The sequence below is a fragment of the Mesorhizobium australicum WSM2073 genome (assembly GCF_000230995.2).
GTDB classification, from domain to species: Bacteria; Pseudomonadota; Alphaproteobacteria; order Rhizobiales; family Rhizobiaceae; genus Mesorhizobium; species Mesorhizobium australicum.
Genome location: NC_019973.1, coordinates 3,155,754 through 3,174,479, shown reverse-complemented (window position 1 = coordinate 3,174,479; position 18,726 = coordinate 3,155,754). Strand labels below are relative to the sequence as shown.

General features: G+C 63.9%; 14 protein-coding genes and 1 pseudogene. 3 read left to right on the top strand and 12 right to left on the bottom strand.

The features are described from left to right. Nucleotide 1 precedes the first annotated feature (1 nt). The 9 genes and pseudogenes from MESAU_RS15200 to MESAU_RS15165 form a co-directional block, all read right to left on the bottom strand. Nucleotides 2-5,753 (bottom strand): annotated as a pseudogene (locus MESAU_RS15200) (HAMP domain-containing protein). A 181-nt stretch (nt 5,754-5,934) separates the two neighbouring features. After that, nucleotides 5,935-6,084 (bottom strand): hypothetical protein, encoded by a 150-nt coding sequence (locus MESAU_RS30945; protein ID WP_015316917.1) that lies wholly within the window; start codon nt 6,082-6,084, stop codon nt 5,935-5,937. 55 nt (nt 6,085-6,139) lie between these two features. Further along, a complete protein-coding gene (locus MESAU_RS15195; protein WP_015316916.1) occupies nt 6,140-6,427 on the bottom strand; it encodes a hypothetical protein in 288 nt (95 codons plus the stop codon). 194 nt (nt 6,428-6,621) lie between these two features. Further along, the gene (locus MESAU_RS15190; protein WP_015316915.1) at nt 6,622-6,945 is read right to left on the bottom strand and encodes a DUF2934 domain-containing protein; all 324 of its coding nucleotides are present in this window, start codon (nt 6,943-6,945) and stop codon (nt 6,622-6,624) included. Between the two features lie 120 nt (nt 6,946-7,065). Beyond that, nucleotides 7,066-7,665 (bottom strand): BA14K family protein, encoded by a 600-nt coding sequence (locus tag MESAU_RS15185; protein ID WP_015316914.1) that lies wholly within the window; start codon nt 7,663-7,665, stop codon nt 7,066-7,068. Between the two features lie 120 nt (nt 7,666-7,785). Beyond that, nucleotides 7,786-8,292, bottom strand: coding sequence for a DoxX family protein (locus tag MESAU_RS15180; protein WP_015316913.1), 507 nt, complete (start codon nt 8,290-8,292; stop codon nt 7,786-7,788). Between the two features lie 300 nt (nt 8,293-8,592). Then, entirely contained in the window at nt 8,593-9,072 is a 480-nt protein-coding gene (locus MESAU_RS15175; protein WP_015316912.1) for a tetratricopeptide repeat protein, read from the bottom strand. A 31-nt stretch (nt 9,073-9,103) separates the two neighbouring features. Further along, complete coding sequence (locus tag MESAU_RS15170; RefSeq protein ID WP_015316911.1) at nt 9,104-10,075, bottom strand: MBL fold metallo-hydrolase; 972 nt, start codon at nt 10,073-10,075, stop codon at nt 9,104-9,106. A gap of 130 nt (nt 10,076-10,205) precedes the next feature. Further along, nucleotides 10,206-10,451: a DUF680 domain-containing protein gene (locus MESAU_RS15165; RefSeq protein ID WP_015316910.1), complete on the bottom strand. Its 246-nt coding sequence runs from the start codon at nt 10,449-10,451 to the stop codon at nt 10,206-10,208. Between the two features lie 657 nt (nt 10,452-11,108). Here MESAU_RS15165 and MESAU_RS15160 point away from each other — a divergent pair. From MESAU_RS15160 to MESAU_RS15150, 3 genes are read left to right on the top strand one after another with little or no spacing between them, the layout of a single operon-like run. Next, nucleotides 11,109-15,227, top strand: coding sequence for a Pls/PosA family non-ribosomal peptide synthetase (locus MESAU_RS15160; RefSeq protein ID WP_015316909.1), 4,119 nt, complete (start codon nt 11,109-11,111; stop codon nt 15,225-15,227). 29 nt (nt 15,228-15,256) lie between these two features. Then, nucleotides 15,257-15,733 (top strand): GNAT family N-acetyltransferase, encoded by a 477-nt coding sequence (locus MESAU_RS15155; protein ID WP_015316908.1) that lies wholly within the window; start codon nt 15,257-15,259, stop codon nt 15,731-15,733. Further along, the gene (locus MESAU_RS15150) at nt 15,730-16,374 is read left to right on the top strand and encodes a 4'-phosphopantetheinyl transferase family protein (RefSeq protein ID WP_015316907.1); all 645 of its coding nucleotides are present in this window, start codon (nt 15,730-15,732) and stop codon (nt 16,372-16,374) included. Before MESAU_RS15155 ends, MESAU_RS15150 begins: the two co-directional genes overlap by 4 nt. Nucleotides 16,375-16,377: 3 nt before the next feature. On the opposite strand, the gene MESAU_RS15145 is transcribed toward MESAU_RS15150, so the two are convergent. The 3 genes from MESAU_RS15145 to MESAU_RS15135 form a co-directional block, all read right to left on the bottom strand. Beyond that, a complete protein-coding gene (locus MESAU_RS15145; RefSeq protein ID WP_015316906.1) occupies nt 16,378-17,478 on the bottom strand; it encodes a KamA family radical SAM protein in 1,101 nt (366 codons plus the stop codon). Nucleotides 17,479-17,565: 87 nt separating this feature from the next. Beyond that, nucleotides 17,566-18,462 (bottom strand): NmrA family NAD(P)-binding protein, encoded by an 897-nt coding sequence (locus tag MESAU_RS15140; protein WP_015316905.1) that lies wholly within the window; start codon nt 18,460-18,462, stop codon nt 17,566-17,568. Further along, the gene (locus tag MESAU_RS15135) at nt 18,459-18,656 is read right to left on the bottom strand and encodes a YjiS-like domain-containing protein (RefSeq protein WP_015316904.1); all 198 of its coding nucleotides are present in this window, start codon (nt 18,654-18,656) and stop codon (nt 18,459-18,461) included. The genes MESAU_RS15140 and MESAU_RS15135 overlap by 4 nt, the downstream gene beginning before the upstream one ends. Nucleotides 18,657-18,726 lie beyond the last annotated feature (70 nt).

Sequence of the window (18,726 nt, the reverse complement as noted above, 5' to 3'; positions counted from 1 at the left end):
GCTAAATCCGCCGGGGCGCGATCAGATTGCGGTCGTCGCCGTCTGCCCGCGATGTCCCCGCTCGCGAGCGCGAGCGACCGACCCAAACCCGCAGTAGGGCGAGGAGCAGGTCGAGGTCGACGGGCTTGGCGATGTAGTCGGACGCGCCGGCGTCCAGACATTTCTGGCGATCTCCTTTCATCGCCTTGGCTGTGACGGAAATCAGCGGAATGTGCGCGATTTCCGGCTGGGAGCGTATCCGGCGCATTGTCTCGTACCCGTCCATCTCGGGCATCATGATGTCGATCAGGGCGACGTCGACGTCCGGCGCCTCTTCAAGCATGGCTATGCCGTCCCGCCCCCGCTCGGCATGCTGCACCTCGATACCGTAGGTCTCCAGCACGCTGGTCAGCGAATAGATGTTGCGAATGTCGTCGTCGACGATCAGAACCTTGGCTCCGGCCAGATCGGCGTTGTCGAGTTGCTCGGAAGCCAGGATTTCCTTGTCGGGCCTATCGCCTGGAAGGGCGGCGGACATCAACAAGCCAAGCTGGGCAAAGTTGTCGGCACGTGGAACATCGCTGAGCGGCGGATGCAAGGCGATCTGCTGTTGAAAGGCGTCCGGATGGGGCGTGAAGAAGAGCAGGCGCGGGACAAAATCGCCGAACTGGGACATGATCTCATCGAGCATCTGGGCGTTGTCCTTGGCCGAACGGCCAAAACCGAACACGACGGCGTCATATCCGGCAATACCACCCCCGTCAGCATTAGCCGCGACGCGGCCGATGGCGGTGACCGACGTGACGCCGTCGCGAATGGCTTCCACCAGCGCCAGGCGACGCTCGGGATCCGGATCCGCGACCAGCACATTGCGTTGCGTCCTGAGCGTCCTCGACTGAATGTCGTCGAAGACACGCGAAAGTTCGCCGGCGGACACCGGCTTGCTGGAAACGCTTGCGGCGCCTCGGCGCGTGAGGAGCTCGATGTCTTCGGCGCCGGAGATAACGTGGATGGGTATGTTCCTGGTCTTCGGATCGTGCCGTAAAAGGTCGAAAAGCACCCAGCCATCAATGTCCGAAAGGCCGAGATCCAACGTGATCGCATCGGGCATGAGCTTGCGCGTAAGCGCCAGCGTTCCCGAGCCGGCCGTGGAGAGCACGCCTTTCAATCCGGCCGATCGCGCAAGACCAAGCAGCAGCCCGCCAAAAGTGGGGTCGTCCTCCACGATCAGCACCACCCTGTCCGATGGATCGATCGCATCACGGTCGTCGGCGAGTTCCGGCGTTCCTGTCGTGCTGCTGGCCGCAACGGAAACGGCGGCCGGCGAAAGCTCGATCTGCGGTGCAAGACTGCTGCTGCGCGGGCCGTCGAAGGGAATGACAAGCGTGAAGGTCGATCCCGTTCCAGGCTGGCTTTCGACACGCAACTCGCCGCCGAGCAGGCGGGCGATTTCCCGGCTGATCGAGAGGCCGAGACCAGTGCCGCCATATTTGCGGCTGGTGGTGCCGTCGGCTTGTTGGAACGCCTCGAAGATCAGCTTTTGCTTGTCCTCCGGAATGCCGATGCCCGTGTCGGTGACGGCGATGGCCAGCGCTTGCGGCAGTGCAGCCGCGCCGTTTCCGCGGCCGGTCCGCTCGGCATGGATGCTGAGCGTCACGTCGCCTTGGGAGGTAAACTTGAAGGCGTTGGACAAAAGGTTGAGGACGATCTGCTGCAGCCGTTTTTCGTCCGTACGGATCGTCTCGGGCAGGATCTGATCGATCTTGATCGTAAACCCAAGCCCCTTGTCGGCCGCAAGCTGCCGGAAGGTTCGCTCCATATGCTGGCGCAGATGTGCGAGCGGCATGTCGTTGAGCTCGATCGAAACCGTGCCGGATTCGATTTTCGAAAGATCGAGTATGTCGTTGATGAGGCTGAGCAGATCCGTGCCCGCCGAGTTGATCGTGCGAGCGAACTCGATCTGCTTGTCGTTCAGGTTGCCCTGCTGGTTGGTCGCGAGCAGGTTGGACAGGATCAGCAGCGAGTTCAGCGGCGTTCTCAGCTCGTGGCTCATATTGGCCAGGAATTCGGACTTGTACTTGGACGTCAGCGCCAGCTGTTCCGCCTTCTCCTCAAGTGCGCGTCTAGCCATTTCGATCTCGAGATTCTTGTTCTCGACCTGCTTTTTCTCGTTCTCGAGAAGCTGCGCCTTCTCTTGCAATTCCTCGTTGGTGGCGTGAAGCTCTTCCTGTTTCTTGGTGAGCTCGGTCTGGCGCGACTGCAGTTCGGACGTCAGAAGCTGGGACTGCTTGAGAAGCCCTTCCGTGCGCATGGTCGCGGCGATCGTGTTGAGCACGATGCCGACCGACTCCATCAATTGCTCGAGGAACAGGCGATGCGTGTCGCTGAAGCGGCTGAACGAAGCGAGTTCGATGACCGCCTTGACCTCTTCCTCGAACAATGCCGGCAGAACGATGGCGCTGGCCGGCGGCGCTTCACCGAGGCCCGAGCTGATGCGCAGGAAGCTCGAGGGAACCTCGTCGAGCATGATCGCCCGTTTGTCGGCCGCGCTTTGACCGATCAGGCCTTCCCGAAAGTCCACACGCTGGCGGATCTTGGCTTTGCCCTCGGCGGCGTAGGACGCGGCCAGTTCCAGATAAGATTCTTCCTCGTCGCGATTGGTCACGTAGAAAACACCATACTGCGCGTTCACCAGCGGCGCGAGTTCCGATTATGATCATGCGCGACACCGTGGCCAGATCGCGCTCGCCCTGCAGCATGCGCGAGAACCGCGCGAGGTTGGTCTTCAGCCAATCCTGCTCGGCATTCTTGAGCGTCTGATCCTTCAGGTTGCGGATCATCTCGTTGATGTTGTCCTTGAGCGCCGCGACCTCCCCGGAAGCCTGGACGCTGATGGAACGCGTAAGATCGCCCTTGGTGACCGCGGTCGACACCTCGGCGATGGCCCGCACCTGTGTGGTCAGGTTCGCCGCCAGCTGATTGACGTTGTCGGTCAGGTCGCGCCACAGGCCGGCGGCGCCAGGCACCCTCGCTTGGCCGCCGAGCTTGCCCTCGATGCCGACCTCGCGGGCGACGTTGGTCACCTGATCGGCGAAGGTGGCCAGCGTTTCGATCATGCCGTTGATGGTGTCCGCCAGGGACGCGATCTCGCCCTTGGCATCGACGGCGAGTTTGCGCTTGAGATTGCCCTGCGCCACGGCGGTGACGACATCGGCGATGCCGCGCACCTGGTTGGTCAGGTTGGTCGCCATGAGGTTGACGTTGTCGGTCAGGTCCTTCCAGGTGCCCGCCACGCCCTCGACCTGTGCCTGGCCGCCGAGCTTTCCCTCCGTGCCGACTTCGCGCGCCACGCGCGTCACCTCGCCCGCGAATGAGTTGAGCTGGTCGACCATGGTGTTGATGGTGGACTTCAGCTCCAGGATCTCGCCCTTGACGTCGACGGTGATCTTCTTCGACAGATCGCCTCGCGCCACCGCGGTCGTCACATCGGCGATGTTGCGCACCTGGCCGGTCAGATTCTCGGCCATCGAATTGACGTTGTCGGTCAGGTCCTTCCAGGTGCCGGCGACGCCGCGCACCTGTGCCTGGCCGCCAAGCTTCCCCTCGGTGCCGACTTCGCGCGCGACACGCGTCACTTCCGAGGCGAAAGAGTTGAGCTGATCCACCATCGTGTTGATGGTGTCCTTGAGCTCGAGAATTTCGCCGCGAACGTCGACCGTGATCTTTTTCGACAGGTCGCCCAGCGCAACGGCGGTCGTCACTTCCGCGATGTTGCGGACCTGGCCCGTCAGATTGGCGGCCATGGCGTTGACGTTATCCGTCAGGTCCTTCCACGTGCCGGCGACACCGCGGACCTGTGCCTGGCCGCCAAGCTTGCCGTCCGACCCCACTTCGCGGGCCACGCGCGTCACCTCGGATGCGAAGGAGTTCAGCTGGTCCACCATCGTGTTGATGACGTCCTTGATCTGCAGAATCTCTCCCAGCGCATCGACGGTGATTTTCTGGGTGAGATCGCCGGTCGCGATCGCGGTCGCGACCTTGGAGACATCGCGCAACTGCACGGTCAGGTTGCCGGCCATGGCGTTGACGTTGTCGGTCAGGTCCTTCCAGGTGCCGCCGACCCCCTCGACATGGGCCTGGCCGCCGAGTTTTCCCTCCGAGCCCACTTCGCGGGCAACGCGCGTGACTTCGGAGGCGAATGAGTTGAGCTGGTCCACCATCGTGTTGACGGTGTTCTTGAGCTCGAGGATTTCGCCCTTCACGTCGACCGTGATCTTCTTCGAGAGATCACCCCGCGCGACGGCCGTCGTCACATCGGCGATGTTGCGCACCTGGCCGGTGAGATTGGCGGCCATCAGATTGACGTTGTCGGTCAGGTCTTTCCAGGTGCCTCCGACGCCACGGACTTCCGCCTGACCGCCGAGCTTTCCCTCGGTGCCGACTTCGCGCGCGACGCGCGTCACTTCCGAGGCGAAGGAATTCAGCTGGTCCACCATCGTGTTGATGGTGTTCTTAAGCTCCAGGATCTCGCCCTTCACGTCGACCGTGATCTTCTTCGACAGATCGCCAAGAGCCACCGCGGTGGTCACTTCGGCGATGTTGCGCACCTGGCCGGTCAGGTTGGCCGCCATTGAATTGACGTTATCGGTCAAATCTTTCCAGGTTCCGGCGACACCCCGCACCTGCGCCTGCCCGCCGAGCTTTCCCTCCGTGCCGACCTCGCGTGCAACGCGCGTCACCTCGCCGGCAAATGAGTTGAGCTGGTCGACCATCGTATTGATGGTGGACTTCAGCTCCAGAATCTCTCCCTTCACGTCGACGGTGATCTTCTTCGACAGGTCGCCGAGCGCGACCGCGGTCGTCACATCGGCGATATTGCGGACCTGGCCGGTCAAATTGGCGGCCATCAGGTTCACGCTGTCCGTCAGGTCCTTCCAGGTGCCACCGACGCCCTCGACGCGGGCTTGGCCGCCGAGCTTTCCTTCGGTGCCGACTTCGCGCGCGACGCGCGTCACCTCGCCGGCAAACGAGTTGAGCTGGTCGACCATGGTGTTGATGGTCGACTTCAGCTCCAGGATCTCGCCCTTCACGTCGACGGTGATCTTCTTCGACAAATCGCCCGAAGCGACTGCGGTGGTCACCTCCGCGATGTTGCGCACCTGGCTCGTCAGGTTGGTCGCCATCGCGTTCACATTGTCGGTCAGATCCTTCCAGGTGCCCGCCACCCCCTTGACCCGGGCCTGACCGCCTAGCTTGCCCTCGGTGCCGACCTCGCGCGCCACGCGCGTCACCTCCGAAGTGAACGAGGCGAGTTGCTCGACCATTGTGTTGACGATCTTGCCGATCCGCAGGAATTCGCCGCGCAGCGGCCTGCCGTCGATCTCCACCATCATGGTCTGGGACAGATCGCCCTTGGCGACGGCGCCGATGACCCGGGCCACCTCGGCGGTCGGTTGCACCATGTCCTCGATCAGGTCGTTGACCGATCGGACGCTCGATTCCCAGCTACCTTTGGCGTTCCTGACATGGCCGCGCTCGCTGATGCGCCCGTCCTTGCCGACCACCCGGCTGAGCCGCGCGAATTCCCGCGTCACCTGGTCATTGAGTTCGACGATTTGATTGAACGTGTCTGCAATCTCGCCACTCAGCCCATCATAGACGTTTTCGATGCGGACGGAGAAATCGCCGTTTCGAAAAGCTTTGAGAGCGCTAAGGATTTGTCGAGAGTCCAGTTGTTCTTTTGGTAACCGAGATGCGCCCAAAAACCCCTCCACGCGAACCCCCGGCCGGATCGGGCCGAAGCCCTTAACGCGTGGCCGCGTATTTGGTTCCATATGGCTTGCAAGCGCGGCTGAAAGGTCCGCCGCGCTTTGCTGGCCCCCTAGGAGGACGAAGAAGGCCGGTTGGCCTACAGCGGTCTCGGCCTCTGTGTACCGCTGCGCACTGCGATCCTCATCAATGCCGCTTGAAATACTGCACTTCCCTTTCGTGCTTCTCCGCCGCTTCGCGGCTGTCGAACGTGCCCAGATTTCGCCGCTTGCCCGTCTTCTCGTCCTTTTTCCTTGAATAAAGCCGATATTTTCCGTGTTTCAGCTTCCTGATCATTGGTCTCTCCTCAGAAAGGACGAAGGGCCCGGCGATCGCCGAGCCCTTCCTATTGTCAGTCGCGGTGTTCGGGCATGGCTTTCAGCTGGTCCTTGGTCCAGCTGGTCACGGCGTGAACGTCGCCGTCCTCGTCGCGCATGAAATCGAGTTCGTTGGCGGCGACGGCGACCGGCTTGGCGCCGATGCCGAGGAAGCCGCCGACGTCGATGACGACCTGGCTGCTGCCATGCATATGGTCGACGGAGCCGATCTTCTCGTCGTTGGGGCCGTAGATGGTCGCGCCTTCAAGCGTATCCGGGGTCAGTTCGGCGCGGCTGAGCCTTACGTGATTGGCGTGGTCCATGAGTGCATCTCCTTTGCGGTGGGACAGGGTGAACCTCCGAGGCGGCCAAGGGTTCCGACATTGTCGGAGATGACCAGGGATAGCGCTCCAAGAGAGCGCCGGCTTCGGGGCGATCATGGTTTTGCGCTCGGTGGCTCGATGAATCATCTTGTCATCGAGTTGCACCAACGCGTTGTTTCGAAAGGCTCGCGCGTTCAGCGCCCGCGCTTTGGCTTGAGGCTGCGCGCGGCTTGCTCGATCGCGGCGCGGTCGGTGCCGAGACGGTCGATCAGCTCCTGCGCCTCCTCGCCCGATATGCCCGCGCGGATCGCCAGTTCCTCCACCGTCAGAACGTCGGAGCTCGCGATCTCGCCGGTTTGTGGCAGCGCGTCATCCGCCGTCAGCGGCAGGGCGGCTTCCCTGTCGATCTCCATCTCGGCCCGGCTCCAGTGCCGCTCATGGTCGCCATGGCCGCCGCCTTCGCGTTGCCAGATCTCGTAGGCGCGGTTCCTGATCTTGTCGTCGCGGTCGTCGCTCATGTCATTCCTCCACTCATGTGAGGCATGAACGCCGCGCCGGTGCGAACGATCCAAAAAATCTGCGTGATCGTCGGGACGACAAGATGCAACCCTTCAGCCAGGCCTGCACGGCAACGGCGGCTACTCGCACTGGCGCCTGGGTCCGCCGGAATATGGCTGATAGCTGTTGTCGTCGGGCCTGTAGGAGCGGTAGCGGCTGAAGCAGGAATCGACATGGTCGGCGGAAAGCGCCGTCGTCGCGACCGCCGGGGCGACACCGCCCTCGACATAGCTGACGGCTGCCGATGGCTGCGCGCCCTGGTCGTCGCCGGCGTCGAGATAGGGCGAGACGCAGGGGCGCTGCTGCCCGCTATAGGACATGTAGCTGTTGTCATCCGGATTGTAGGAGCGGTAGCGGTTCGCGCACCAACTGACATGGGACGCCGGCAGCGCGTCGGCTTCAGCCGCCGGCGCGATCGATCCGGTCGCGGCCGGATCGGGTGCCCGCGGCTTGACGGCGATATCGGGCGGCGCGGGCTGGTCGGCCGGCAAGCGTTGCAGATTTTGCGCCGCCTTGTTCACCGGCCGCGCGTCCCTGGTCCACAGTTCCGCCACGCTGACGGTCGGCCTTGCCTCATGCGCGGGCTTGGCGGCGAGCAACCAGGCGGCAAAGCCCAGCCCGCTGCCGAAGACCGCAAGGGTCAAGACAAAGCCGCCGACCAATGCCAAAATCGCTTTCACGTCACGCTCCTTCAGCCCCTGCTTATAGAATGCGGAGCATCAAGGCTGGTTCCAGCAAAGTACGTGTCGCAGGCGCTTGAACGGGTCGCGCGCGCTCAGCTCCTCCTCAGACCGGCAGCCTCACCTCTGGGAAAACTGGTTCTCGACCGCCAGCAGCGACGCCACCGTTTCCCGATCGCGCTGGCGCTGCTGCAGAGTGCAGGCCAGCAGCCAATCCAGCGAGATCCGGCCGGCGCCGGCTACGGCCAGAACGAACATGCCGCCGGCGATCGCCAGATCCTTTTCGAAATTCAGCAGCTCGCTCTGGCTGGCGAAGTTGGTGTGGAACAGTGTGGCCGTTGCCAGGCAGAAGAGGCCGAGGCCGATCGCCCCCAGCCGCGTCAGCACGCCCGTTGCCACCGAGAGCCCTGCCCCCAGTTGCAACGCGATGGTGGCGACAAACAGCGGCAGACCGACGCCTTGCGCGGCCACCGCCTTGGCGGCGCCGTCGAAATGGGTGGCCAGTGTCACCCCCTCATGCAGGAAGATGAAGGACATGAGCAGGCGCCCGACAAGCAGGGTCAGATCCCTGACATAGAGTTTGGTGGCGAGGGCGTGCAGCTTCGCGGCGCGTTCGTTCAGGATCATGGTCAGCCTCCGATATTTTGACACCGTGCAAGGCCGCGCGGGGACGGCGCCTGCCGAATGTGATGCTTGAAAGGGCCGGAGCCGGCTCGAGGGAGAGGCGCCGGCTCCGGCAATGGGCGCCAGCCACGAGCGCCCGAACTTTGGTGGGTCAGCGCCAAGCCCCTCATCCGGCCGCTTCGCGGCCACCTCTCCCCAGCGGGGAGAAGAGAAAGGCGGCGCCTCCTCTCCCCTCGGGGAGAGGTCGGATTGCCCCGAATTGCTTTTCGCAATTCGATCTTGGCAATCCGGGTGAGGGGGAACTTACTTCGTCACCTTGGTATCGATGGCTTTCCGCAGGTCGGAAAGCTCCTCGCAGCCGGTCGGGCACAGTTTCTGCAGCGAGGCCAGTTGCTCATCGGCCTTGGCCATGTCGCCGGTTTCGACGTAGAGCTCGCCCAGATATTCGCGGGCGGCCTTGTGGTCGGGTTTCAGCTCCAGCGCCTTGTTGTAGTAGGTCAGCGCGGTGGTGAAGTCGCCGGTCTTGCGCAGCGTGAAGCCGAGCAAATTGTAGACGTCGGCCTGCTGGTTGTCCTGCGCGAGGTCGCGCAGGTCCGCCAGCGCGCCCTTGTAATCCTTGGCGTCGATCTTGGCCTTGACGGCGGTGAGGTCGGGCGCGTCGGCGCCCTCGATGTCGTCGACCGCATAGGCTGGGATGATGGTTGCGACGGGAACCACGGTCAGCACGGCAATGGCGCCGAGCAGGCCGAACAGGGCGTGCTTGCCCAAAAAAGATTGTTTCATTGTCTGTCTCGCTTGGGTTGGGAGCTGGTGCTCAGATTTCGACAGGCGTGAAGCCGTAGGCATTGCCGTCCTTGACGAAGACGCCGGTGCCCGGGAACGGGAAGTGCGAACCGGAAATGCGGATGTTGTCCGCGATCACCCGGTCGATGATCTTGTGGCGCGTGGCGATCGCCGTCGGCCCATCCTGGTCATAGGCGCCCTGCCATTCCGGATGCGGTGCGAGAAGCGCCGGCACATACATTGTGTCGGCCGAGATCATCAGTTGTTCCTTGCCGGAATTGGCGAGGTACACCGAATGGCCGGGCGTGTGGCCGGGGGCGGCGATGATCTGGATGCCGGGCGCGACCTCGGCGCCGTCCTCGACCAGCTTCCAGTTCTTCCATTTCGGGAAGTTTTCGGCGATGCGCTTGCCCGCCGGCTTGCGGCCCTCGGGCAGCTTCGCCAGCCTGCTCGGGTCGGTCCACCACTTGTATTCGGTGGCGTTGACGATCAGCTCGGCGTTTGGGAACACCGGCGTGTTGGTGCCCTTCTCCATGAGGCCCCAGACATGGTCGGGGTGGAAATGCGAGATCATGATAGTGTCGATCGCCTTGTAGTCGATGCCGGCGGCGGCCATGTTGGCCGGCAGGTGCGTGGCGTTGGCCTGCCACTGGCCGACGCCCGAGCCGGCATCCATCATGATCAGCCTGCCGCCCATCTTGAGCACCGCTACGGTGAGCGGAATGGGCATGAAGTCGGTCGTCAGCCCCGCCTTGGCGAGCGCTGCCTTGGTATCGTCGACCGAAACATCCTTGATGAAGGCCGGGTCGTGCGGCTTTTTCCAGATGCCGTCATAGACGGCGGTCACCTCGATATCGCCGACCGTGTATTTGTAGAAGCCGACGGTGGGTTCCACCGGCGTCTGCGCGAAAGCGGGACGGGTGAATTCCAGCTTGCCGGCAAGGCCGAAGGCGGCAGCGGCGGCGGCGGATTGAAGCACTGTGCGGCGTGACATGCTGAACATGGTGATCTCCTCTGTTGAGTGGTGGCTAAGGCGAAAGGTCGAATGGAATGACGGAGCGCCAAGCCCCTGGCCCTCCGTCGCTGATCGCGGATCGGATCGGCGCCGCCGGGATCCGGCGCCGACCGTGAACTCAGTTGCCCCAGATGCCCTGGCCGGGTTCGTCCGCATCGGATTTGGGCGCCGGCCGGCTCGGCCCGGTCGTCACCTTGGTATCGACGCCATGAGGACGTGCCGCGTAGGGGATCGAGGCGGTGGCATTGGTGTCGACGGCGGCGCCAGGCTGGTTGGGGGCATTGGCGCCGAAATGGTCGCTGCCGGCAAAGGCAGAAGTCGAGGCAAGCAACATCGCAGCCACGCTGAGAGCGAGCTTGGTCATTTCGGTAAATCCTTGTTTCGTTTTCTATGGGTCGCGGACCGCAAGATTGCCCCGCTTGCAGAGAAGACCCGCAAGGGCCGCGCTTTATTCCTGGGCGCTATGAGATTTTTTCTGGAAGGGCTGAAACTGCAGGAAGCGGCCATACGGAAGGCTGCCCAGACACAATTCAGAAACAAGATTCAACAGTTCGGAAAAACTGGCGAAAAGATCGGATGGCATAAACATCCCTCAACGGCCGGAAATCTGGCCGCCGCACAAGCGCACGGACACAGGCGCACGGACGCAGGCGCACGGACACAGGCGCACGGAATTGGGTACGGCAATGCAACGAGGTTCGAACGGATCGATGGGTGCCCCGCCCGGCATGTCGCTCGCCGCCGGCAGCGCCCAGGCAATGCGCGCGCTTGCGCCCTACGCCCATGCTCCCGAAACTGTGAAGACGGGGCGGTCGATTCCGTGATAACCGCCCGGCCAAAGAGGGTGCGGCCGGCGATCGCCGGTCTGAATTCCGGAATCTTCCGTTCTGGAAGCTTCAGTCATTCCCCCTCCATGAACAACGATCAAATTGCAGCGACGGCACAGCCGGCAATGCCCGCCGGCGCGGCGGCGTGACCGAGATGTGCCTGTAACGGCTTGCCAGGACGAGAAAGTTTAGAAATGGACCACGGTATCGATATCGCCGAACTGGACAGGGAAGCGGCACGATTGGGCGCAGGGCCCGAGACCAGCTCCGACAGCGTCGATGCACTTGCGGGAATTGCCTCCGGAGCGCACGGCCAGGTCCTGGCGGGCGCCGATTTTGCCCGGGCAGGCCAACCGGACGAGCGGCTCGACAAAGTCTTCGAGCAACTCGCCGGAACATTCGCCACGCTGCCGGCGGTGATCTCCGAGGGCCGCACCTGGACCTATCGGGAGCTGGACAAGCGCGCCAACCAATTTGCTCGCCTGCTGGTCAAGCGCGGCGTGCGGCCGGGTCACCGTGTCGGGCTCATCCTCGACCGGTCCGCGGAAACCTATGTGGCCCTGCTCGCCGTGGTGAAGGCGGGTGCCGCCTTCGTGCCGCTGGCCACCGCCTTTCCGCAAGAGCGCATGGCGCTCATCATCGAAGACGCCAGCGTCAGCCTGGTCGTCACCATCGCCACCTACGCTTCGCGGGCCGACCAGCTGCCGGTTCCGCACCTGTTGATCGACAGCGCCGCCGCCGAAATATCAGCCCAATCCGACGCGCCGCTGAAGCCGCATAAGGCGCCGGCCCCCACGGCGGTCGAAGACATCTGTTACATCCTCTATACGTCCGGCACCACCGGCAGGCCGAAGGGCGTCGCCATCCGCCACCAGAGCTTCGTCAACTTCATCCGCGTCGCCGCCGCATCCTACGGCTACCGGCCGGGCGATCGCGTCTACCAGGGCATGACCATCGCCTTCGACTTTTCCTCCGAGGAGATCTGGGTGCCGTTCGTCGCCGGCGCGACGGTCGTGCCGGCACCAGGCCAGATGCCTCTCGTGGGCGAAGAGCTCGCCGATTTCCTGCGCCATCACGACATCACCTGCATGGCCTGCAGCCCGACGCTTCTGTCGTCCATGACATCGGACGTGCCCAGCCTGCGCACGCTGCTGGTCGGCGGCGAGGCCTGCCCGCACAATCTGGTGGTGCGCTGGTCGAAGCCCGGCCGGCAGATCCTCAACACCTATGGCCCGACCGAGGCGACCGTCACGGCAACCATGGGTGCATTGACGCCGGACCGGCCGGTGACGATCGGCGCGCCGCTGCCCACCTACTCGATCGTCATTCTCGACCCTTCGCTGCCGCGGCTCGCCGAACCCGGCGAACTGGGCGAGATCGGCATTGCCGGCATCGGGCTGGCGGTCGGCTATCTCAACCGGCCGGACCTGACCGAACAGAAATTCATCGCCGATTTCCTCGGCCTGCCGAACAACCCGTCGAAGCGCATCTACCGCACCGGCGACCTTGGCCGGATCAGTGACGCCGGCGAGATCGAGTATGCCGGGCGCATCGATACCCAGGTGAAGATCCGCGGCTATCGCATTGAACTCGGCGAGATCGAGGCCGTGCTGCTCGACCAGCCCGAGATCGCGCAGGCCGCCGTCACCACCTGGGAGATCGAGCCCGGCCGCGTCGAACTCGTTGCCTATTACGCGCCCAAGGCCGGCCAGCCGGCTTTCTCGCGCGCCGACATTGCCCAGACGATGAAGCGGCGGCTGCCCGACTACATGGTGCCCTCCTATCTGGAGGAACTGCCGGCGATCCCGATGACGGTCTCCAACAAGGTCGACCTTCGCCAGTTGCCCAAACCAACCAGCGTCCGGCTCTCGGCCGATCGCGCCATGGTGCCGCCCGGCAATGACGACGAGCGTTTCCTGGCCGACGCGCTATGCGCCGTGCTGAAGTTCGACGATGTGTCCGTCGAGGACAATTTCTTCGACGATCTCGGCGCCAACTCGTTGCTGATGGCGCATTTTTGCGCGCGTGTGCGCACCCGCAAGGAATGGGCGACGACGTCGATGCGCGACATCTATCTCTATCCGACGGTGGCGCGCCTGGCCAAGCACCTGAGCGTGGCGGAAGAGATGACGACGGCCACCAACGAGCCCGTTCTCACCCGCCAGGCGTCCAATTTCGTCTACTGGACCTGCGGCGCGGCGCAGTTGCTGTTTTACGCGCTCTACAGCTACGTGGCGCTGTGGGCGATCAATGACGGCCTCAACTGGGTCTATGACACGCTCGACGACCCGCTGCAGCTTTACGTCAGGTGCGTGGTGCTCTCTGCCGGCGTGTTCTTCGGCATGTCGGGCTTCGCCATTGCCGCCAAATGGCTGCTGGTGGGCCGCTGGAAGGCGGAAGCGTTCCCGATCTGGGGCCTGCGCTACTATCGCTTCTGGGTGGTCAAAACCTTGATCCGCACGGCACCCGTCGTGCTGTTCCGCGGAAGCCCGCTCTACAGCCTCTACCTGCAGCTTCTGGGAACCAGGATCGGCAAGAACGTGGTCATCGAATCCCGGGCGGTGCCGGTGTGCACGGACCTGATTTCGATCGGCGACCGAACGATCCTGCGCAAGGAATCGCTGATCCTCGGCTATCGCGCCCAGGCCGGCTATATCCACACCGGGCCGCTGACCATCGGCCGCGACGCCTTCGTCGGCGTCGGCTGCACGCTCGACATCGACACCGCGATCGGCGACGGCGGCCAGCTCGGTCATTCTTCCTCGCTGCAGCACGGGCAAAGCATCCCCGACGGCGAACACTGGCATGGATCGCCCGCGGTGCCGACCACGGCGGACTATTGCAAGGTGCGCAACGTCAATCCTCCCCGCATCCGGCGCTTCCTCTACGAGGCCGTGCAGCTGATAGGCCTGTTTGCCATCGTCACCCCGCTGCCGCTTTTGTTCCACAGCTATTGGGAGAATGTCGGCGACGACTATCAGGAGACCATCGGCATTGTGGCGATCGGCACCACGGTCACACTGTTCGGCTACATCGCCGCGGCCTTTTTCGCCGCCACGGTGGTGCCGCGCCTGTTCAGCCTGATCCTGAAACCCGGCCGTACCTACACGCTTTATGGCTTCCGCTACTGGCTGCAGACGGTTGCCGAGTTCTCGAGCAACTCCCGCGTGCTCGGGCTGCTGTTCGGTGATAGCTCGGCCATCGTCCATTACATGAGCGCCATCGGCTGGAACCTCAACAAGGTGGTGCAGACGGGCTCCAATTTCGGCTCCAACCAGCAGCACGAAAACCCGCTCCTGTGCGAGATCGGCACCCAGACCATGGTGTCGGACGGGCTTTTCATGATCAACATGCACAAGTCCGCTTCCGCGTTCCGGCTCGAGCCGACCCGGATCGGCGAGCGCAACTATCTCGGCAACAACATCTACTATCCGCCGGATGGACGCACGGGCGACAACGTGCTGCTCGGCACCAAGGTGATGGTCCCCATCGACGGGCCATTGCGCGAGAATGTCGGCCTTCTGGGCTCGCCGCCCTTTGAAATCCCGCGCATGGTGAACCGCGACAAGGAACTCATCGCCGGCATCGATGAGGAAGACCGGCGTCAGCGCATCCCGCTCAAGAACCGTCACAATCTGGTGACGATCCTCCTGTTCATGGCAACGCAATGGGTCATGCTGTTCGCCACGCTTGCGATCTGGGACCGGGCACTGAACTACTACACCGAATGGGCTGAGATCGCCCTCTTCGTGGCGGTGCTTTTGACCTCGGCGATCACCATTCCGTTCTACATCTTCGTCGAGCGGGCAAGCCTCGGTTTTCGCAAGCTGAAGCCGCAGATAACGACGATCTACGACGTCACATTCTGGCGCCACGAGCGCCACTGGAAGCTCGCGGATTCGCCTGTTGTGCGCCTGTTCGCCGGCACCCCGTTCCGGCCGATGATCCTGCGCATGCTTGGGGTCAAGGTGGGCAAGCGCGTCTATGACGGCGGCGCCAACCTGACCGAGCGTTCCCTCGTGGTGATCGGCGATGACGTCACGCTCAATGAAGGCTGCGTCATCCAGGCCCACTCGCTGGAAGAAGGTGCGTTCAAGTCCGATTTCATCCGTATCGGCGATGGCTGCACGCTCGGACCTTCCGCCTTTGTCCATTACGGCGTGGTGATGGGCAAAGGATCGATGGTCGATGCCGATTCCTTCGTGATGAAGGGCGAGGAGTTGGAGCCCAACTCGATCTGGCGCGGCAATCCGGCCAAGCTGCACCGGTTCGTCGAGCCGGTCATGGAAGACGGCTCCAGGGCGTCGTCCTGACGCTCGATCCCGATATCGTCGGAGGCCACATGGCAGAGCGATCCGGAAGCACCGCAGACATCCGGATCGGCCCGGTGACCCCAGCCAATCGCGCTTTGGTCACCGCATTGCAGCTGGCGCCGGAGCAGATGGATTTCGTCGCCAGCAATGCAGCCTCCCTGCGTGAGGCCAGATCCGATCGGGACGCGCGGCCACGCGCCGTCATGGCAGGCGACCAGATCGTCGGGTTCCTGATGTACGAGGCGCCGCGGGACGATGACGAGGCGCGCATCTACCGCTTCATGATCGACCGTGCCTCGCAAGGCCGGGGTTACGGCAAGGGCGCGTTGCGTGAAGTGCTGGAGGAAATCGACGGGCTCGGCCACATCAGGCATGTGTCGATCTGCTACGAACCGGAGAACGAGGCGGCGCGGCAGCTTTATCGCAGTGCCGGTTTCGTCGAACAGGGGCTCGACGAGGACGGCGAAATGATCGCCGATCTCATTCTGCCAACCGGCGACCGATGACGCCGCCCGCCGATCCGTCCGAGGAAATCGCCCTGGCGCGCGCCATGGCCGCCATGGCTCCGGCCGGGGTCCGCACCGGTTGCCGGATCATCCGCGAAGGCGACGAGACCCATCTGTTGCCGCCGGAAGCACGCTCCATCCCCGCTCGCCAGCCGTCGATGCGGCGGGCCAGCGGCGCGGCGCGCTGGCTCGCGCACCGGTTGCTCGCGGATGTCGGCTTCGAGGGTTTCGCCCTCTTGCGCACGCCGTCCGGTGCACCCGCATGGCCCGAGGCGATAACGGGCTCGCTCGCGCATGACGACGACATGGCCGTGGCGGCGGTCGCGGCTGTTGCCGGCATCATCTCGCTCGGCATCGACGTCGAGCCGGCGCTGCCCCTGCCCGATGAGATTTTCTCGCTCGTGGCAATTCCCGCCGACCGGATGGGCGCCGCCGACCGGCAGCTCGCCGGCCGCATCCTTTTCGCCGCCAAGGAAGCGGTTTACAAGGCCGCTTATCCGCTGGATCGCGAGGTGCTGGGCTATGAGGATATCGCCGTGGACCTCGAAACCGGCCACGCGACAACGAGGACCGGTCGCAAGGTCAGCCTCGCACACTGCATGGCCCCGCGCGTGGTCGTGCTGGCGTTTTGTCGGGAATAACGCCTATTCGCCAACTATCTCGCGGTAGGTCCTCACCTGCCCATCCAGCCCACGTATGCGCCAGCGCTGCCCGTCCTGTTCCTCGACATGGCAAGGTCCAAGCGGCACTTTCCCTCCCCCGTCGGGCAGGTCGAGCACATAGACAGGGTTGCAGATGCCCGACAGGCGCGCGCGCAGCGCTTCCACCAGCGCCTGCCCCTGCGCGATCGTGGTGCGCCTGTGTGCCATGCCGCGTGCGAGATCGCCATGGTGGAGGTAGTAGGGTTTTATCCCCAGCCGGTACATCAGCTCGCGGCAGAGCTCTTCCAGCGCTTCGACCGTATCGTTGACGCCCTTCAGCAGAACGCTCTGGTTGAGCATCACGAAGCCGGCCTGTCGCAAGGCGCGGCAGGCCACTTCGGTGGCGTCGGTGATCTCGCGCGCGTGGTTGAAGTGGGTGACCACCGTCACCATCAGCCGACCCTGCAGCGCCGCGACCAGCCCTGGCGTGATGCGCGACGGCAGTGCCACCGGCACGCGCGTGTGGAGGCGCAGCAACCGCACATGGGCAATGTCCTCGATGCGCGCCCGGATCTCGGCCAGTGCCTTGTCGGGCAGCGACAGCGGATCGCCGCCGGTCAGGATCACTTCGCGGATTTCGGGATGGTCCGATATATAGGCCAGCGCCGGCTCCAGCGCCTCGCGCGTATAACCACGGCCGATCGACGTCAGCGATTCCTTGCGGAAGCAGAACCGGCAATAGACCGCGCATTGATAGGTCGGGAACAACAGTACCCTATCCGCATGGCGATGCGTCAGCCGCGGCACCGGGCTGAATTCATGATCGGCGATCGGGTCGCCAAGCTCACCCTCAGCCTCGTCCAATTCCCCAGGCGACGGGATCACCTGCGCCCGGATCGGATCGGCGGGATCGTTCCAGTCGATCAAGTCGAGATAGGCCTTTGGCGCCCGCACTTTGTGAAGCGCCGCGGCGGCTTGCGCGGCTTCGCGCTCGGCCGGCGAGAGCGGCAGGGAAGCGAGGTCGCGCACATGGCGCACGCCGGCGCGGACATCCTCCTGCCAGGCGCTGTCGGCGGCGCGGGTCGCATCTTTGAGATTGGGCATCGGGCGTCTCGGCTGTTTGCGCGGACCTATCGGCCGGATGGACAGCGCGGTCAACCGCTGTCGCAACGCCAGCCATGTCCGCCGCCTTCACAACCTATGCCCACCCGCGCCAGCCATCGCCACAAAAGCGCTTTCGATGCTTTCAAACCTCAGCTCCGGATAAAGCGTCCCGGCTTCCGGGGTGGCCGTCTCGAGCGCGGTCTCGCCGCGGATCCAGAATGCGCGCAGCAATCCAAGGCCGGGAACCGCCGCGATCAGCGCCTCCAGCTCCTCGGCGCTCATCTGCTTGACGCGGGGCGAACGGCCGCTCACTTGCCGCCACAGCTCGATCATTTCACGTTGGGTGATCTTGTTCTGTGCGATCCGTATCTCGCTGCGAACAGCATTGGGATCGTCAAGCGCGCGCATGGTGACCGCGGCGATATCCTTCTCGCTGACGAAGGTCGCCGGCACGTTGCCCTCGCCATAGAGCGTCACCTCGGCGGGCGGCAGCGGCGACGAGCCGAAGCGCGTCAGGTCGCCCAGCGTCGCCACCCAGGTCGAGAAGAAGCCGTTGGTGTAGATCACCGTATAGGGCAGGTCGGCCTCACGGACCGCGTCGAAGACGGTCCGCTTGATGTCGAGCGGTTCGATCGAGCCAGGTGCGGCGGCGGCAAAGTCGAGGCCGAAGCCGGCGGACGGCACATAGCGGGAGACGCCGGCATCCCTGATGGCGCGCACCAGCGTCATCTCGCTGGCCGACCCCACATGCACCGAGCTGATGACGCGGTCGACCTTGCCGACGGCGCGCACGAGGCTGTCATAGTCGTCGAGATCGCCGACATGCACGGTGGCGCCGAGATCCTTCAGCGGGCGCATCCGCGCTTCATTGGCCGACGTTGCCTGCCGGACCAGGACATGCAGGCTGTCGCCATTGCGCGCACTGGCCTTGGCCATCTCGCTGCCGAGCAGTCCGGTGGCGCCAATGATCAGGGTGCTGGTCATATCGCCCTCCCATTGCCCAGAATTTCGTTAGCAAGGATCGAACCATCCCAGTCGCGTTCGAGGCCGATGTCATGCAAACGGCGATCGGAAAGCCGGGAGATCCGGCGCAATGTGCGGCGGCGCTCGAACGCTGCCAAGCTTCGCGTGGCAAGGCCGCTCATCGCGGCGCCGATGGGTCGAAGGGTCAAGGTCATAATCCGTCTCCTGTGTTTCACTGGGCGCAAGCCTGCCGATGTCGCCCGAGTGGGGCGAGCATGACGATTG

What these genes read in the sequence shown, in the direction of transcription:
- MESAU_RS15160 (WP_015316909.1), top strand. Translation starts at nt 11,109, where the DNA reads ATGGACCACGGTATCGATATCGCCGAACTGGACAGGGAAGCGGCACGA.
- MESAU_RS15175 (WP_015316912.1), bottom strand. Translation starts at nt 9,072, where the DNA reads ATGAAACAATCTTTTTTGGGCAAGCACGCCCTGTTCGGCCTGCTCGGC.
- MESAU_RS15170 (WP_015316911.1), bottom strand. Translation starts at nt 10,075, where the DNA reads ATGTTCAGCATGTCACGCCGCACAGTGCTTCAATCCGCCGCCGCCGCT.
- MESAU_RS15190 (WP_015316915.1), bottom strand. Translation starts at nt 6,945, where the DNA reads ATGAGCGACGACCGCGACGACAAGATCAGGAACCGCGCCTACGAGATC.
- MESAU_RS15135 (WP_015316904.1), bottom strand. Translation starts at nt 18,656, where the DNA reads ATGACCTTGACCCTTCGACCCATCGGCGCCGCGATGAGCGGCCTTGCC.
- MESAU_RS15180 (WP_015316913.1), bottom strand. Translation starts at nt 8,292, where the DNA reads ATGATCCTGAACGAACGCGCCGCGAAGCTGCACGCCCTCGCCACCAAA.
- MESAU_RS15195 (WP_015316916.1), bottom strand. Translation starts at nt 6,427, where the DNA reads ATGGACCACGCCAATCACGTAAGGCTCAGCCGCGCCGAACTGACCCCG.
- MESAU_RS15165 (WP_015316910.1), bottom strand. Translation starts at nt 10,451, where the DNA reads ATGACCAAGCTCGCTCTCAGCGTGGCTGCGATGTTGCTTGCCTCGACT.
- MESAU_RS15150 (WP_015316907.1), top strand. Translation starts at nt 15,730, where the DNA reads ATGACGCCGCCCGCCGATCCGTCCGAGGAAATCGCCCTGGCGCGCGCC.
- MESAU_RS15155 (WP_015316908.1), top strand. Translation starts at nt 15,257, where the DNA reads ATGGCAGAGCGATCCGGAAGCACCGCAGACATCCGGATCGGCCCGGTG.
- MESAU_RS15140 (WP_015316905.1), bottom strand. Translation starts at nt 18,462, where the DNA reads ATGACCAGCACCCTGATCATTGGCGCCACCGGACTGCTCGGCAGCGAG.
- MESAU_RS30945 (WP_015316917.1), bottom strand. Translation starts at nt 6,084, where the DNA reads ATGATCAGGAAGCTGAAACACGGAAAATATCGGCTTTATTCAAGGAAA.
- MESAU_RS15145 (WP_015316906.1), bottom strand. Translation starts at nt 17,478, where the DNA reads ATGCCCAATCTCAAAGATGCGACCCGCGCCGCCGACAGCGCCTGGCAG.